Source organism: Nonomuraea sp. CA-143628 (genome assembly GCF_050942315.1).
Taxonomy (GTDB): domain Bacteria; phylum Actinomycetota; class Actinomycetes; order Streptosporangiales; family Streptosporangiaceae; genus Nonomuraea.
Genome location: NZ_CP192072.1, coordinates 695,418 through 710,738 on the forward strand (window position 1 = coordinate 695,418; position 15,321 = coordinate 710,738).

The 15,321-nt window shown below is 69.6% G+C and carries 15 protein-coding genes; 9 read left to right on the top strand and 6 right to left on the bottom strand.

All coding sequences use genetic code 11. The features are described 5' to 3' along the window. Window positions 1-4 precede the first annotated feature (4 nt). Entirely contained in the window at window positions 5-2,053 is a 2,049-nt protein-coding gene (locus ACQP2T_RS03370) for a SufS family cysteine desulfurase (RefSeq protein WP_433514725.1), read from the bottom strand. Between the two features lie 196 nt (window positions 2,054-2,249). Here ACQP2T_RS03370 and ACQP2T_RS03375 point away from each other — a divergent pair, with 196 nt between their 5' ends. The 5 genes from ACQP2T_RS03375 (at window position 2,250) to ACQP2T_RS03395 (ending at window position 7,996) form a co-directional block, all read left to right on the top strand. Continuing rightward, a complete protein-coding gene (locus tag ACQP2T_RS03375; RefSeq protein WP_433514726.1) occupies window positions 2,250-3,458 on the top strand; it encodes a helix-turn-helix domain-containing protein in 1,209 nt (402 codons plus the stop codon). A 91-nt stretch (window positions 3,459-3,549) separates the two neighbouring features. After that, window positions 3,550-4,254: a Crp/Fnr family transcriptional regulator gene (locus ACQP2T_RS03380; protein ID WP_433514727.1), complete on the top strand. Its 705-nt coding sequence runs from the start codon at window positions 3,550-3,552 to the stop codon at window positions 4,252-4,254. A gap of 73 nt (window positions 4,255-4,327) precedes the next feature. Next, window positions 4,328-5,110 (top strand): hypothetical protein, encoded by a 783-nt coding sequence (locus ACQP2T_RS03385; protein WP_433514728.1) that lies wholly within the window; start codon window positions 4,328-4,330, stop codon window positions 5,108-5,110. Continuing rightward, window positions 5,107-7,158, top strand: coding sequence for a hypothetical protein (locus tag ACQP2T_RS03390; protein WP_433514729.1), 2,052 nt, complete (start codon window positions 5,107-5,109; stop codon window positions 7,156-7,158). The genes ACQP2T_RS03385 and ACQP2T_RS03390 overlap by 4 nt, the downstream gene beginning before the upstream one ends. Window position 7,159: 1 nt before the next feature. Then, window positions 7,160-7,996: a hypothetical protein gene (locus tag ACQP2T_RS03395; RefSeq protein ID WP_433514730.1), complete on the top strand. Its 837-nt coding sequence runs from the start codon at window positions 7,160-7,162 to the stop codon at window positions 7,994-7,996. Here ACQP2T_RS03395 and ACQP2T_RS03400 read toward each other — a convergent pair. After that, complete coding sequence (locus ACQP2T_RS03400) at window positions 7,977-8,549, bottom strand: Pycsar system effector family protein (RefSeq protein ID WP_433514731.1); 573 nt, start codon at window positions 8,547-8,549, stop codon at window positions 7,977-7,979. The genes ACQP2T_RS03395 and ACQP2T_RS03400 overlap by 20 nt on opposite strands. Window positions 8,550-8,698: 149 nt before the next feature. Between ACQP2T_RS03400 and ACQP2T_RS03405 the strand changes: the two genes are divergently transcribed. Next, a complete protein-coding gene (locus ACQP2T_RS03405; protein ID WP_357939376.1) occupies window positions 8,699-9,370 on the top strand; it encodes an alpha/beta fold hydrolase in 672 nt (223 codons plus the stop codon). On the opposite strand, the gene ACQP2T_RS03410 is transcribed toward ACQP2T_RS03405, so the two are convergent. Next, window positions 9,367-10,542 (bottom strand): AI-2E family transporter, encoded by a 1,176-nt coding sequence (locus ACQP2T_RS03410; protein ID WP_433514732.1) that lies wholly within the window; start codon window positions 10,540-10,542, stop codon window positions 9,367-9,369. The genes ACQP2T_RS03405 and ACQP2T_RS03410 overlap by 4 nt on opposite strands. A gap of 211 nt (window positions 10,543-10,753) precedes the next feature. Between ACQP2T_RS03410 and ACQP2T_RS03415 the strand changes: the two genes are divergently transcribed. Both ACQP2T_RS03415 and ACQP2T_RS03420 read left to right on the top strand, forming a co-directional pair. Next, entirely contained in the window at window positions 10,754-11,584 is an 831-nt protein-coding gene (locus ACQP2T_RS03415; protein WP_433514733.1) for a YihY/virulence factor BrkB family protein, read from the top strand. 85 nt (window positions 11,585-11,669) lie between these two features. Next, window positions 11,670-11,867, top strand: a complete 198-nt coding sequence (locus tag ACQP2T_RS03420; RefSeq protein ID WP_263655387.1) for a hypothetical protein — start codon at window positions 11,670-11,672, stop codon at window positions 11,865-11,867. A gap of 7 nt (window positions 11,868-11,874) precedes the next feature. On the opposite strand, the gene ACQP2T_RS03425 is transcribed toward ACQP2T_RS03420, so the two are convergent. Next, window positions 11,875-12,534: a response regulator gene (locus ACQP2T_RS03425; protein WP_433514734.1), complete on the bottom strand. Its 660-nt coding sequence runs from the start codon at window positions 12,532-12,534 to the stop codon at window positions 11,875-11,877. Then, a complete protein-coding gene (locus ACQP2T_RS03430; RefSeq protein WP_433514735.1) occupies window positions 12,522-13,796 on the bottom strand; it encodes a sensor histidine kinase in 1,275 nt (424 codons plus the stop codon). The genes ACQP2T_RS03425 and ACQP2T_RS03430 overlap by 13 nt, the downstream gene beginning before the upstream one ends. Before the next feature lie 200 nt (window positions 13,797-13,996). Between ACQP2T_RS03430 and ACQP2T_RS03435 the strand changes: the two genes are divergently transcribed. Beyond that, complete coding sequence (locus ACQP2T_RS03435; protein ID WP_433514736.1) at window positions 13,997-14,227, top strand: hypothetical protein; 231 nt, start codon at window positions 13,997-13,999, stop codon at window positions 14,225-14,227. A gap of 5 nt (window positions 14,228-14,232) precedes the next feature. On the opposite strand, the gene ACQP2T_RS03440 is transcribed toward ACQP2T_RS03435, so the two are convergent. After that, on the bottom strand, window positions 14,233-15,264 hold the full coding sequence (locus tag ACQP2T_RS03440; protein ID WP_433514737.1) for a sigma-70 family RNA polymerase sigma factor: 1,032 nt from the start codon (window positions 15,262-15,264) through the stop codon (window positions 14,233-14,235). Between the last annotated feature and the right edge of the window lie 57 nt (window positions 15,265-15,321).

Sequence of the window (15,321 nt, forward strand, 5' to 3'; positions counted from 1 at the left end):
ACGGTCAGGCTTGGGCGGTCACCACGCTCGCCGAGGTCTCCCCGTGCACGCCGTGCCCGTCCGTACAGTGGGCCAGGTTCGCGCGGACGGCGGCGTGGAGGTCCCGGCGATGGACGGAGATGTGCGGGCCCACCGCCGAGAAGCCGAAGAGGCAGCACAGGGCGTCCGGTCCGCCGGGGATGGTGACCGGCACCGTCCACTCGCGCAGTTCGACCTGATCGAAGCCCGCCTCCTCCACCAGGTCGGCGACCTCCTCCCCGCCCAGCGACCACGGCTCCTCGAACAACGCGGCCGGTCCGGGGCCGAGCACCGCGCCGACCGCGTCGTGCAGGGCGCGGAAGAGCGGGTTGCGCCGGAGCGGTGACCAGGTGGCGATGGCGATCCGCGCGCCGGGACGGGCGGCCCTGCGCATCTCGGCCACCGCGGCGCGCCGGTCCGGGACGAACTGGAGCGCCTGTTGCATGGTGATCAGGTCGAACGCCTCGTCCGACACGTGCAGGGGAGCCGCGCCGCACTCGACGTACTGGATCGGGGCCCCGCTGACGGGCGGCTCCTCCCGCGCGAGCGCGAGCATGGCCGGGCTCGGGTCGGTGCCGACCACGGCCCCGCCGTCGCCCACGGCCGCCGCCATGACGCGGGCCACCGTGCCCGGCCCGGTGCCGATGTCGAGCGCCCTGGCTCCCTGGGCGGGAGCCAGCTCCTCGACCAGCCGGTACGCCCAGGGCCGGAAGATCCCCGGCACCAGGACCTCCTGGTACGGGCGGACCTGGCGGGTGTCGGCGGCCTCGTACACCGTGTCCGAGGTTTGCCGGCCCCGCCGGGAGCCGCGCGCCTGTTCCAGCGTCGTGGCCAGGACGTCGACCTCGTTGGGCGAGTTGTACAGGTAGAAGGAGGCGCGGATGGCCGCCGGGATGCCGAAGCGGCTGCACGCGAGCTGGGCGCAGTGGTGACCCGAACGTACCGCGATCCCCGCCTCGTCCAAGGCCGTGCGCACCTGCTGGAGCGGCATGCCGTCCACCACGAAGGAGAGCAGCGGCAGTCTGTCGGTCGTGTCCGCGGGGCCGATGAACCGGATGCCGGGCACCTCACCGAGCCGGTCCAGAGCGTACTCGATCAGTGCCTGGTCGTGGGCGGCGACCGCGTCCATCCCGATCTCCGAGAGGAAATCGCACGCGGCCCCCAGGCCGACCGCCTGCGCCACCGGCGGCGTCCCGGCCTCGAACTTGAGCGGCGGCGCGGCGTAGTGCATGGCGTCCACGCTGACCGTCTCGATCATCTCGCCGCCGCCGAGGAAGGGTGGCAGGCCGGCCAGCAGCTCGTGCCGGCCCCACAGCACGCCGATCCCGGTGGGCCCGCACATCTTGTGCCCGGAGAACGTCACGAAGTCGGCCCCGAGCGCGGCGACGTCCACCCCGAGATGCGGAACCGACTGCGCCGCGTCCACGACCAGCAGGGCGCCGACCTCGGCCGCGCGGGCCGCGATCGGCGCGATGGGGTTCACGGTGCCCAGGATGTTCGAGGCGTGCACGACCGCCACGACCTTGGTCCGCTCCGTGACCAGCTCGGCCAGGCGGGACAGGTCCAGTCGGCCGTCGTCCGTGATGCCCAGATAGCTGACCTTCGCCCCCACGCGCTCGGCGAGCAGCCGCCAGGGGATGAGGTTGGAGTGGTGCTCCATCTCGGTCAGGACGATCTCGTCGCCGGGACCGACCCGGAGCCGGCCGTCGCCCCACATCAGGGTGTTGGCCAGGAGATTGGTGGCCTCCGTGGCGTTCTTGGTGAAGACGATCTCCTCGGCGCGCGGCGCGTTGACGAAGGCCGCGATCTTGCGCCGGGCACCTTCGTACAGCTCGGTCGCCTCCACGGCCAGGCGGTAGACGCCACGGTGCACGTTGGCGTTGGCGCGCGTGTAGTAGTGGCTGAGAGCGTCGAGCACCACGGCCGGCTTCTGCGTGGTGGCGGCGCTGTCGAGGTAGACGGGGGGACGGGAGCCGTCAGCGGCTGTCTCGAAGAACGGGAATGCCTTCCGTATCGACTCGACGTCGATCGTCATCGTGGTCTCCTCCTGCCGAACGGTGTCGCGGCAGTCTCACCCCGGCCGGGCCGCCCGGATCCAACTGGAGTTGCGCGACGGCATCCCACGATTCTCCGAATTACGATAGCGGCTTTTTCCCCGCCGCCCGCTGGCACAAAGCGGCGGTCATTTATGGCCGTCGATGGCCGTCGAATTCATCACCTAATCTGGCGGCATGGCCAGCGATTTCTTGGTCGACGGCGGCCGGATCATGGCCATGCGCCGCGCACGCGGCCTGTCCCGGCGCATTCTGGCGAATCTCGTGGGCTGCAGCGAGGAATGGCTCCGGCTGGTCGAAAAAGGCGCCAGGCCGCTGGACCGATTATCCACAATCATGCGAATCGCCGACGTACTCCGCGTCAACGACCTTTCCGAACTCATCGGCGGTCACATAACACTGCCGGCCACGGGCGACCACGGCGAATGCGATGACGTCGGCCGGGCGCTGTTGTTCCCCCGGCTGTGCGCCGACGAGGTCACCGAGAGCGTGCACCGCGTCCACCGCCACGTGTCGTCGGCGTGGGAGATCTGGCGGCGCTCGCCCAGACGCTACACCGAGCTGCGCCGCCGCCTGCCCGCCCTCCTCCTGATGGCCGACACGTCGGCGGAGCACGCGAGGGCCGAGGACCGGCAGGCCGCCGCCGCCGACCTCACCGACGTCTACCGGCTGTTCGCGACGCTGCTGCGCGGCTGCGGCCACCACCCCCTCGCCCTGCTGGCCGCCGACCGCGCCGTGGCCGCCGCACCCGCCGACCGTGGTGTGGCCGCCGCACCCGCCGACCGTGGTGTGGCCGCCGCGCCCGCCGACCGTGGGGTCGCCGACCGCCACCTGCCCGCGCTCACCCGGGCCGAGCTGGCCGAGGTCCTCATCCACCTGGGCCGGTACGCCGACGCCCGCCGCCTGTGCCTGGCCGCGACCGAGCTCACGGACGACCCGTCGACCATCGGCACCTGCTACCTGACGGCGGCGCTGGCCACCGCCGAGGAGAACGACCTCCTCCGGACCGAGGAACTCCTGAACCGCGCCCGCAAGCTCGGCGGACAGCTCGGCGTGGACTTCATGACCGAGGTGGACCTGCACGCGGTGGTGGTGGCGGCACGCATGGGACGCTACCGGCAGGCCATCCGGCTGGCGGCGGACGTCGACGCCGACCGGCTGTACGCGAAGGACCGGCAGGCCCGCTATTTCCTGTCCCTGGCCACGGCCCACGCCATGGACCGCAACCCGGAAGCCGCCACCGCCATGCTCAGGAAGGTGGCGGAGACCTGCCCCGAGGAGCTCAAGTACAGCCCTCAGGCCGGCCGGGTGGTGGACCAACTCCGGCGACTGGACTGCGAGACGACCCGCGGCGAGCTACGGCAGATCGCCCGGCTCACCGCGTGAAGGACGCGATGGCCCCGAGCTGTTGGCCAGGAGTCTCACCGGTGTCATATTCGGGTGGAAGATTGAGTCGCTCGTCGCTGGAGGCTCGGCGGTGGCAGGTCAGCGGGAGTACGCGTGGCCGAAGGGAACCTTCCTCGCCCGGCTCCCCGCGGCGATGCCGGCCGAACTCATCGAGCTCGGCGTCACTCGCGCGGTGCCCGACGGAACCCCGCTCGTACGTCAGGGCGAGCCGGGGTCACTGGTCTATCTGATCCTGCATGGGCTGGTGAAGGTCACCACCTGGGCGGAGAACGGTGAGCGCGTGCTGCTGGCCGTACGGGTCCGCGGCGATGTCATCGGCGAAATGGCGATCCTGGGTGGCGGCAGACGCAGCGCGGACGCCGATGCGTGCGGCCTGACCTCGGTCTGCGTCATCAAGGGGACCGCCTTCCTCGGCTATCTGCAGCGCCATCCGGCAGCCGGATTCGCCCTTTCCGGGCTGCTCAGCGATCGTCTGCGGTGGGCCAACCAGCGACGCCTCGAGTTCGCCGGCTATGACGCGGACGTGTGCCTGGCCAGGATCGTTCTCGCGCTGGCCGCGCGCCACGGTCACGTCGTCGGGGAAGGCGTGGACATCGGCGTCCCCCTCACCAGGGCCGAGCTCGGCGGCCTGATCGGTGCCAAGGAGGCCACGGTGCAGCGGGCCCTTCGATCGCTGGCCGAGCGCGGATGGGTCCTGCGCGGTCATCGGCGCGTGGTCATCACGGACATGGACGGGCTGACGAAGTTCGCCGAGATCGTTTCGCGGAACCCATAAAAATCACGCTGGTCTCCCGCCCAGTGGCATCAGCGTCTCTCTTGTACGGCAGGGCATCGCGACAGGGAGTGAGATGAACGACACGCCGGAATACCGGGCCATGCTGACCTACGACATCGAGGACTACAGCGGGCGCAACAACACGGAGCAACATGTCCTGCAGTCGGCCATGATCCGGCTGCTCGACCTCGCGGCGGGCGCGGCCGGGCTGGGCCTGCTCGACTGGAAGCGGCAGCCCCAAGGCGACGGCGAGTTCGTCGTCCTTCCTTCGAGCATTCATCCGGCGCGGCTCCTCGGCCCGTTCACGGACGCGCTACGCGAAGCCGTCGACGCGCACAACGACACCGCGTCGCAGCCCCGCCTCCGCCTGCGGCTCGCCATCCACGCGGGTCCGATCCACGTGGACGGTCCCGCAGGATCGCCGGGCCGGCACGCCGTCGCGAGCGGGCGGTTGGTGAACGCCGACGCCCTGCGGGCGGCACTGCGAACCGTCAAGGACGCGAACCTGGGGGTCATCGTTTCCGACACCTTCTACGCCGACTACGTCGGCCAGGGGTATGGCGGCCCGTCGGCCGACGACTTCCGGCGCGTGCGCGCGAAGGTCAAGCAGCAGGAGTACACCGCCTACATCCATCTGCCGGGGCACAACGTGCACGCGATCCGTGGACTCGAGGAGTTCGACGTCGAGGCCGGGCCGGAAGACGAGAGCCGACCCGGCCCGACGGCCGGCGGGGTGAACGTCCGCGGCGATTGGTACGGGGGAAACCAGGTCCAGACCACGGGTGACGGGGTGAGCTTCGTGGCCGGCCGCGATATCAAGCGTGTCGCACAACCCGAACGGAAGCCTCGCCCATGACCGAGGAGACACCGCCGCAGGAAGAGCCGGAGATCGCGACCGACGAAGCCCCTGCCGAGGAAAAGCCCGGCAAACCGGAGCCGTCGCTGACCGAGCGCATCGAACAAGAACAGAAGGAGCGCCGGCTGCGCGCCGAGATGATCGACGTCGGGCAGAACTGGTACGGCGGTTCAGACTATCGAGCCGACAACGGCGGCACGGTCTACGGAGCGGGCCGCGACCTCCTCATCCAGCTCGGTGGCGAGGACGCGGACGTCCGCTCCTGGCCGGTGCCCACCGAGGACTTCGACACCATCCGTGCCTGCCTGGTGACGACCCTGTCGCAGCGGGAACTGCTCGAACGACTGGCCGCCGGTCCCGTGGTGCTGCTCAGGGGGGACCCGCACACCGGACGGTGGACGGCGGCACTGCACGCCCTCATGGAGCACGGCTTGACGTGCAACCTTCTGAGCGTCAAGGACCCGAAGAAGATCCGGCCGGAGAACCTTCGGCCGGGCAACGGCTACGTGCTCCGAGCCGACGACGGCACCTGGCCGCGCCATCCCGAGGCAATGCTTGAGCGGCTGCGCGCGGTTGCGTCGGAGAGTGCCGCCACGATCATCGTCGTGGTCACGAACGACTGCGCGATCACCAAGTCCGTGGTCACGCACGAGCCGCCCACCGCCACCGAGGTCTTCCGCAAGTGGCTGGTGCACCACGTCGAAGGCATCGAGCAGGATCTCGCGGCGGAGGACGAGCGGCTGAGCGAGCACATCGCCGGCTGCCGTCCCTGGGAAGCCGTCAGGATCGCCGAGCAGATCGTGGGCGGCCTCCGACAGGGGCGAACGCTGGCAGACATGATCACGGAGCTGCCCTACGCGGCTCTCGCGCAGCTGTCTGAGAACCTCAAGAATGACCAAACCGGCCTTGGCCGGCATTTCCTGGTCAGCAGTGCTGTGCTGCACGGCCTTCCCGAGGCCATCGTGTCCGATGCCGCGCTGGCTCTCGCCGTAAGGGTCAGACAGGACGAGCAACGCGACGAAGACGACGGGGAAGACCGGGGCATCCCCGTCTGGGAGCGGCTCCATGAGTGGACCGGCTATCCGGGGCTGAGCACCGCGGAAGCGGCGCGGGGCGGTGAGGGGCAACGCGTCGAGATCCGGCCGAGCATGGCGGCGCGGCTGCTGGCCCTGGTCTGGGAGCAGCAGCCCGCCATCCGCCCCGCTCTGTACGACTGGCTCGCCGAACTCGTCGAGGCAGACGACTGGCGGGTCCAGTTGAAGGCCGCCTACGCCGTCGGCCGGCTCGCGACCTGCGACTTCCAGGTCATCGACAAGCGCTTCTTCACGCCTTGGAGCAAAGAGGAAGATCGGACGAAGGTGCTCACGTGGGCGCTGGAAGCCGCCGCCGTCAACGACCCCGACGTGGCCGTGCTGGTACGTGACAAGTTGAAGGTCTGGACGACCGGCACCTATCTCCAGCGGCTCTCCGCCGCACTGGCCTATGGCTCGACCATTGGGATCAGGAACATCAAGGACGCCCTCGGCGCGTTCCGCACCATCGCGCACACCGCCACATATCTGGAGCCCTGCGACGCCGTCGCCCGATCCGTGGCGGAGGTCTACACCTCCGCCACGGCCAAGACCGTCCTGCGGGAGCTGGCCCGATGGGCGAGGGGCGAGGTCGGCGAGCGGCTGACCGCCGCGCTGGCCTTCGTCCGGTTGGCGTCGGCGCTTCAGGAGCATGAGTCGTACCCGCCGCTTCATGAGCACGAGCCGGTGAGCGAACTCGCGCTGCTCTGGACCAATGCCCTGAACTGGGGCCTGTCTCAGAAGTTCGGCACCTCATGGCTGCCCGCGTACACGCCTTCCTCGTGGTCGCTCATCGCCGAGTGGGCGGAGCGGGCGGCGACCAAGCCCGAGGTGAACGCCGTCGTCGAGGAGATGCTCGGCCGGCCCATGAACAGGCTCCGGCCCTCCTGGACCTTCCATCTGTATCTGTGGCACAAGCGCGGAACCATCACCGGCAACCAGTTCTCCCGATATATCCGACTCATGAGAGAAGGCTGAAATGCCGTCCATCAAGAACTCTCTGCTCATAGGGCGCTGGACGAGGGTTCCGGTCCGCTCCGCACCCGAGGCGGCGCCACCACCTGCCGCGCCAGAGCCGGAGGTCACGCCCGAGGAGGCTTCTTACATCTTCACCGCCCCGGCTCAGGGCGACGGCTACAAATTCACCGTCAACGTGTGGCTCTGGCGGCGCTCGGCCACGGGCTCGCTCGTCTTCCGGCCGTGGAAGGAGCTGAAAGAGGACAAGGACCACTCCATCAAGGACTATGTCCGGGAGATCGTCCGGCGTTCGCTGCGCCGGCACAGCATCTTCGAGCCGGCCGAGGCCGAGGAGACGGCGAACGCTGACCTGCTGCGTTGGTTCGACGACCGGCCGACCGACTCGGTGACGGGCAAGTGGCGCGCGACCGTGGAGCTCGATGTGCCCGAGGAGGTGAAGAAGCTACGACGCGCTCACGAGAACGAGCTCTACAAGATGGATGCGAGGGCGAAGGAGATCGACCAGCACGTGCAAAAGCTGCGCGCATCGCGGGCGGTCTGTGAGCGGTTCCTGTCGGAGAGCATGAACAGCTCGACCGCCCGCCATGCCGTACGGCTCACGCAGGCTCTGGACAAGGTGGCCGACATCACGGACGAGATGCTCGACGAACGGAAGGAGAAGGTGGAGGAACTGCTCGAGCTCTTCGCGAAGATCGTTGACGCGCAGCGCCACGCGAACGCCTTCGAGCTCGTCATGGCCAGCGAGACCGCGCTGAGGACGGCCTTCCGGCAACTGGGTGTCCCCCTTCCGCCGCCGGATCCTGATTCGCCGTTCGCCCTCATGGAGGAGACGCGCTGAGCACGAGATTGATCAGGACCGCGCTCACCGTGGCCGTCGTACCGCCGAGCACGAGCCAGAATCCCCATCGGATGAGCCGGTACTTCTGGCCGACGATCTTGCTCACCCTGCGGAGCTGGTCCGCGATCCGCTCCAGGTCCAGCGTCGACGAGCGCATCAAGGCGCTGGACACGGCTGCGGTGGACGCGAAGCGCGCCACGTCGCCGAAGTACATGACACCGCTGCTCTGCTCCCGCCGGTCCAACCGGGGGTAGACGGCACTCGCGAGCACGATCACCGCCGCCAGGGCCGCGGCCGCCCCGGCCCACCACAGCCACTCGACGGCGTTGGACAGCGTGAAGGGCGACCAGCTGCCCGCGAGCAGCCCGCCCGCCACGGCGCCGAGCCCGATGCCGACGATGCCGAGCAGGACCTGCGCCTTGGTGTCCGCCTTGTTCAGCTCCTCGCGGGCTTCGCTGAGCAACTGGGCGCCATAGGCGCAGGCATCCGCCTCGGCCGACTGCCGTGGGTCGGGCGTGGTCCGGGCGAGCGCCCCCAAGACTCGACGCAGCACGGGGAACCTCCTGCATGGCGTAGGGCTCGAACGTCACCATCGTGCCACTCCATAACTGGTGGTTCTAGTTATGAGAAATACCATCTCTTGGACTTCTGGTTCGTTCTGCCGGAGGCTGGGGACGTACGCCACCTACCTGAGGAATCCAGATGACGACCTTCGTACTTGTTCCCGGCGCCTGCCACGGCGCGTGGTGTTTCGAACCGCTGGCGCGCCGGCTCCGCCAGCACGGCCATGAGGCGTACCCGATCACGCTGACCGGGCTGGGGGCCAGGAAACACCTGCTCAACGCCTCGGTCAACCTCGACACGCACGTCGAGGACGTGGTGAATCTCCTGGAGGACGAGCAGATCACCGACGTCGTGCTGGTGGGGCACAGCTATGGCGGAATGGTGATCACCGGTGCCGCCGACCGTGTCCCCGAGCGGGTCGACGGTCTGGTCTATGTCGACGCCTTCGTACCCGAGGACGGAGACTCCTGCTGGACCTTGGCCACGGACGACCAGCGACACTGGTACATCGGCGACGCCCACGCGAACGGCTACGCGACCGCGCCGCTGCCCTTCTTCGATCCGCGGGCGACGCCGCACCCGTTGGCCTCCCTCATCCAGTCGATCCGCCTGCGCGGCGGGCTCGACCGGTTCCGGAGCAAGGACTATGTGTACGCGGCCGAGGGCGAGGGGGAGTCGGCCTTCAAGCCGGCCTACGAGCGGGCGCTGGCCGATCCGTCGTGGCGCGCGCATGCCCTCGCGTCCAGGCACAATGTGATGCGGGACGCGCCCGACGAGCTGCTGAAGATCCTCCTGGCCACGAGCGCCTAGTCCCGCCGCGCATCATCGCGTCGCCCGGTCGGGAGCGTTGGTCCGCCGGCGGTCTGGGCGGGTTTGCCGTGGTCCGGCGGTGGTTCCTGCTCCGGCACAGGGGGGAGCGGGGGCGGTTCGTCCCGGAAGAGTTCGGGCACCGATCGGTACAGGATCGCCGCGATCGGCACGGCCACGATCGCGCCCGCGATCCCCGCCAGGACGCCGCCGACGGAGAGCACGATGATGATCGCCAGCGGATGGAAATGGAGCGCCCGGCCGACGATCAGCGGCTGGAGGACGTGGTTCTCCAACTGCTGCTCGACGACCAGGACGCCGACGAAGATGAGCGCGTAGATCGGGCCCTTCGCACCGAGCGTGACCAGCGTCGCGACGGCTCCGGCGAAGAAGATGCCGACGATCGGGATGAAACTGGCCAGGAAGATCAGCACGGCCAGCGCCGCCCAGAGCGGGACGCCCATGACCGCCAGCACGATGCCCATGAGGATGCCGTGCACCGCCGCCACGGCCACGGTGCCCTGCACGTAGTGCGAGAGCGTGACCCAGGCCGTGCGCCCGGCGCGATCGACCCGTGGTGCGACCGTACCGAACCCCTTGAGGAACCACGCCCAGATCCGGTCCCCGTCCTTGAGCAGGAAGAACGTCACGAAGAGCAGCAGGACGGTCGCGGCCAGCGCTTCGAGCAGCACGACGGTGCCCGCGAGCACGGTCGAAGTGATCTGCCGCTGTTGCTCGGTGACCAGGTTGGCGATGTCGTCGACCCAGTTGCTGAGCTGGTTCGGCTTGACGTGCAGCGGACCGGTGTAGAGCCAGCCCTCCATCGTCTTGGCGGTCTGCTGCACCTGCCGCACCAGGCCGGGAAACTCCTCGTTGGCCCGTACGCCGATGACCCAGCCGGTCCCCGCCACCACGGCGAACGCGACGAGCATGGTGATCCACGTGGCGTAGATCGGCCGCAGACCCATCGCGCGCAGCCGTCTGGTGAGGGGGAACAGCAGTGCGGTCAGCAGCAGCGCGACCGCGACCGGCAGGGCGATGAGGTGCATCAGCACCACGGCGTTGACCACGTAGTTGGCCACTACGCCGATGAGGATCAAGCAGGCGCTCCAGGCGGCCAGCTTGGCCAGCGTGGGTGGCACCAGCCCCCAGAGGGGCCCCCGATCCGGCTTCACGTCTTCCAGCCTCTCACCTCCGATCCTGATAGGCACGGATCCCGGCCGCCCAGTAAGGTGCGCCCGGGATGATTCGGCGCAGGCTCGGGTAGATGCCCAGACTGAAGATCGAGCGGGTTTGGACGGTACGGTGAGCAGGCTCGGACGGTTGTCGGCGGCTTGGGCTCGGGCGAGAAGTCGTCATGGCTGGCTGGATCATCTGGTCCGGGCCGTGATCCGCTACGACAAGGTGGACGCCGGCCGGTTGTCGGCCGCGCTGACGTACTACTCCTTCTTCGCCACCTTCGCGCTCGCGCTGCTGGGATTCGCCATTCTCGGCCGATACCTGGACTATCCGCCGGTGCTGGAGGCGGTGCGGCACTATCTGAGCGAGAACTTCCCGAGGCTGGACGTTCAGGCGTTGATCGACGCGCGGGCGACGGCCGGGGCGGTGGCGTTCGTCGCGCTGCCGTTGACGGGCTTGTTCTGGATGGACGCCCTGCGCTCGGCCAGCCGGGCGATCTGGCGGATCGAGGAATATCCGGGGCGGTTCTTCCTGCGCCAGCTCATCGACCTGGCCGTGGTGGCCGGACTCGGTGTGCTGCTCTTCCTGTCGATCGCCCTCGCCTTCGCCGCCGAGTGGCTGCTGAGCTGGCTGGCCGTCCACACGGTGGGCACGGACGCCGACTGGGCCCAGTGGATGCTGTCCGCGGCCGCGTTCGTCATCGGTCTCGGCATCAACACCCTGCTGGCCATGGCGTTGCTGACCGCCCCGCCCCGGCTGCACCTGCCGCTGCGCAGGGTGATCGGCCCGGCCCTCGTCATCACGTTCGGCCTGGAGATCCTCAAGACCCTCGGGCAGGTCTACCTCAACCTCACCGCGGCCAACCCCGCCTACCAGGTGGTCGCCGGAGCCGTGGGGATGCTGGTGTTTCTCAAGATTCTCAATCAGCTCATCCTGTTCGCCGTCGCCCTGGCGGCCACCAGCACCACCGGCCAGGTCAAGGACCTGACCACCGGCGCTCCTCCGCTCAGAAAGTCGCCGAAGGTCCCTCTTCAGTGACGGACAGTGGGAAAACTCCTCCGTTTCCTCGGCCTCGCCAGGGGGAGAGACTGGTGACCAAGGCCGAATGATGGAGGTAGAACCGATGCGCTTAGCGTCTGTAGTGGTGATCCTTTGGCTGATCGTCGGCGCCTTCGCGGCGGGGCAGCGCGACTACTACTCGGGACCGGTCGACAACTGCAACAAGCTGGCCACCATCGCCGTGACGATCGTGGCCGGTCCCCTCAACTATGTCGGCATGAACCCGAAGATCGCCTGCGAGACACCCCAGCCCAGCAAGTGACCCCGGCTCAAACTCGGCGGTTGGCGTCCTCCAGGTAGTGCAGGACGGCGGTGACGCGCCGGTCCGCCCGGTCGGTGGGTGCCAGGTCGAGCTTGGCGAAGATGCTGCGGATGTGCTTGTGCACGGCGCCATCGGTGACGAAGAGCCGCTCGGCGATGGCCGCGTTGCCCAGACCCTCGGCCATCAGGGCCAGCACGTCGCGTTCGCGTGGGCTGAGGCGCTCCAGCCGGGTGTCGGGCCGGGTGCGTACGAGCAGCTGCGCGACGACATCCGGATCGATGGCCGTACCCCCGTCCGCCACCCGATGCAGCGCGGTCAGGAACTCGTCCACCCGCCCGACTCGCTCCTTCAACAGGTACCCGAGCCGGGAGCTGCCGTGGGAGAGCAACTCAGTGGCGAACGCCTGCTCGACATAGGCGGACAGCACGAGCACGGCCAGGTCCGGCCGGCGGCGCCGGGCCTCGACGGCCGCGACGATCCCTTCGTCGGTGTGGGTCGGCGGCATCCGTACGTCGACGATCGCGACGTCCGGCTTGTGGGCCTCGACGGCGTCCAGGAAGCCGCTGGGGTCGCCGGCGGTGGCCACGACGTCGATGCCCTCGGCACGGAGCAGCAGCGCGAGCCCTTCGCGCAGGAGCGGATCGTCCTCGGCGATCACGATCCGCATGGCAGGCTCACGGTCACGGTGGTGGGCCCACCGGGCGGGCTGGTCAGCATGAATGTCCCATCGTGTGCTTCGGTACGTTGGCGGATGCCGACGAACCCGGACCCGTCGCGTTCGTCCGCCCCGCCCTGGCCGTCGTCGGTGATCCGCAGGTGGAGCCGGTCGTCCTGGAGGCGGGCCAGGACGTCGGCGTGACTGGCACGGCTGTGCTTGGCGATGTTCGTGAGCGTCTCGGCCACCACGAAGTAGGCCGTCGCCTCGACCGAGGAGGCGCACCGGACGGGCAGGTCGGCGTCGATCCGGCAGGGCACCGGGCAGGCCGTGGCCAGACCGGTGAGCGCGTCAGAGAGGCTCCGGTCGGTCAGCACCGGCGGCAGGATGCTGCGGACGACCCCACGGAGCTCGGCGAGTGCCTGCTCGGCGGCGTCCTGCGCGCGTTCGAGAATGGCCTCGGCACTGGCCGGGTCGCGCGCCACAGCCCGGCGGGCCGCGCCGAGCAGGACGTTGACGGCGACGATGCGGTTCTGCGTCCCGTCGTGCAGCGACCGCTCGATGCGCCGCAGCTCGGCGGAGTGCGCGTCGAGCGCGGCGGCGCGGGTCGCGGTGAGCTGTACGACGCGCAGCGCGAGGTCGGTGCCGGAGACCGGTGCCAGGAGCCGACGTCCGGGCCAGGCCTGCAGCCGTGCCATCCCCGGGATGACCGTGGCGGTGATGACGATCCAGCCGAGGCCCAGCAGGGAGACGGCGAGGGCGCTGGGCCAGCCCTGCACAGTCCAGAGCCCACTGGCCGACGTGGCCGCCACGTCCGGTGGCAGCAGCTGCCAATACAACGGGAAGGGGATGTCACGCACCGCCCAGAGGGGCAGCGAGAGACCGATGACACCGACGCACAGCCCGAAGACGGCATGCGTCGCCGCCCAGCCCGCTTCCCGGCGTACGGCCGGGTCCGCGAGGGCGGCGCGCAGCCCGTGCGGCACCGGCTCCGGGCCGACGACCTCCGGGCCCCAGCGGGAGAGCCGCCCGCGTTCCCGATCGGCGACGACACGCACCACGCGCAGCGTGACGGGCGCCAGCAGCAGGCCCACGCCGACGAGGCTGGTGACCGCGGTGGCGATCAGCAACGCGAAGGCGACCAACGCCAGGAACGAGGTGCCGAGCCCGCCGACGAGGTGTTCGAGCGCTTCCAGGATGACTCGGGCGCGGGCGAGAGCGAACGCGTCCCAGCGGGCCGCCCGCCGGCCGGTCGTGGGGTCGTCCGTCGGCATGCGGCACCTCCCTGGCCCAGGAGATCGCCCGGGCGGCGCCTCCTCAGCCCAGGACAATAGGGCATCACTTGGGCGGTCGGCAGATCATCGGCCGAGGAGTACAGCCTGCTGTACCCCGCTTGTCCCATGGGTGGGATCGTCGTCAGCGGTGATCGTCCGTAGCTTCGATGTGTGACAGCCCATCGAGTGAGGAGCACCTCATGTCCGAGATCCTGAACGTCTCCGAGGCAGCCCGTCCGGCACAGTCCGCCGACGCTCGGCGCGGAATGCTCCGTCCCGTGCTGTGGCTCCTGCTCGCGATCAGTGCCGTCCTCAACATCGTGACCTCGAACATCGGCTCCAACATCTTCGTCGGCATCGGATTCGGGCTCGCCACCATCGCGTGCGCCGTCGCCCTGGCCGCCCACCACTACCGCCACCGGCGCCCCTGAGCAGCTCAGGGCAGTGAGGCGGGCAGTCCGAAGGGCGTGAAGTGCTCGGCGCCGATGAACGAGGTGATCTCGCGGATGCGCTCGCCACGCAGGGTCAGTACGTTGATCGACCAGGCGAGGTGTGCGCCGGAGCCGTCGTTCCGGAGGTAGCAGGCCACGGCGGGCTGGCCGTTCGCGGTGACCGGGAGGTGCCGCCAGCTGCCGCAGGCGGTCAGCGGGACCCGCGTGGCGAAGTCGGCGACGGCCGCCAGGCCGTGATACCAGTGCGGCAGCGGCGGCATCGACCAGGTGACGTCCTCGGTCAGGAGCGCGACCAGGGCGTCGGCGTCGCCGCGTTCGAGCGCGGTGGAGTAACCGGCGACGATCTCCCGCACCCGGGCGTCGTCGATCTGGCGCAACGTCCGCTGCTGGGTGGGGGCGGGCACCTTCTCCGCGACGATCTTGCGGGCTCGGGCCAGGGCGGAGTTCACCGACGTGGTGGAGGTGTTCATCGTGGTGGCGATCTCGGCGGCGGAGAACCCGAGGACCTCGAAGAGCAGCAGCGCCGCCCGCTGGTTGCCCGGCAGGTGTTGCAGGGCGGCGACGAAGGCGAGCTCGACGGCCTCACGCTGCTCGTAGCGCGCGGCAGGGCCGCCCGCGCCGAGACCCGCGTCTGGGTAGGGGCCCAGCCAGGCGATGTCGGTCAGCGGGGCGTCGCCGAGCACGGCGCGGTCGCTGGACGGCCCGAGGTCCATCGGCAGGGCCCGCCTGCCCCTGGATGCGATGGTGTCCAGGCAGGTGTGGGTGGCCACGGTGTACAGCCACGAGCGCAGCGAGCCGCGACCCTCGAAGCGGGCGAGCCCCCGCCACGCCCGCAGCAGGGCGTCCTGGAGGGCGTCGTCGGCGTCGTGGGTGGAGCCGAGCATGCGGTAGCAGTGGGCGTGCAGCTCCCGGCGCAACGGCTCCACGAGCCGGTTGAACGCGGCGTCGTCCCCGGTCCGCGCCCGGACCAGGTCTTCGGCATCCTCCGCCGACGTGGCGGAAAAGACTTCGCTCACAAGCGACGATTCTGCCCCATCCCCGGAGTCACCTCTTGGACCGACCACCAACCTCCA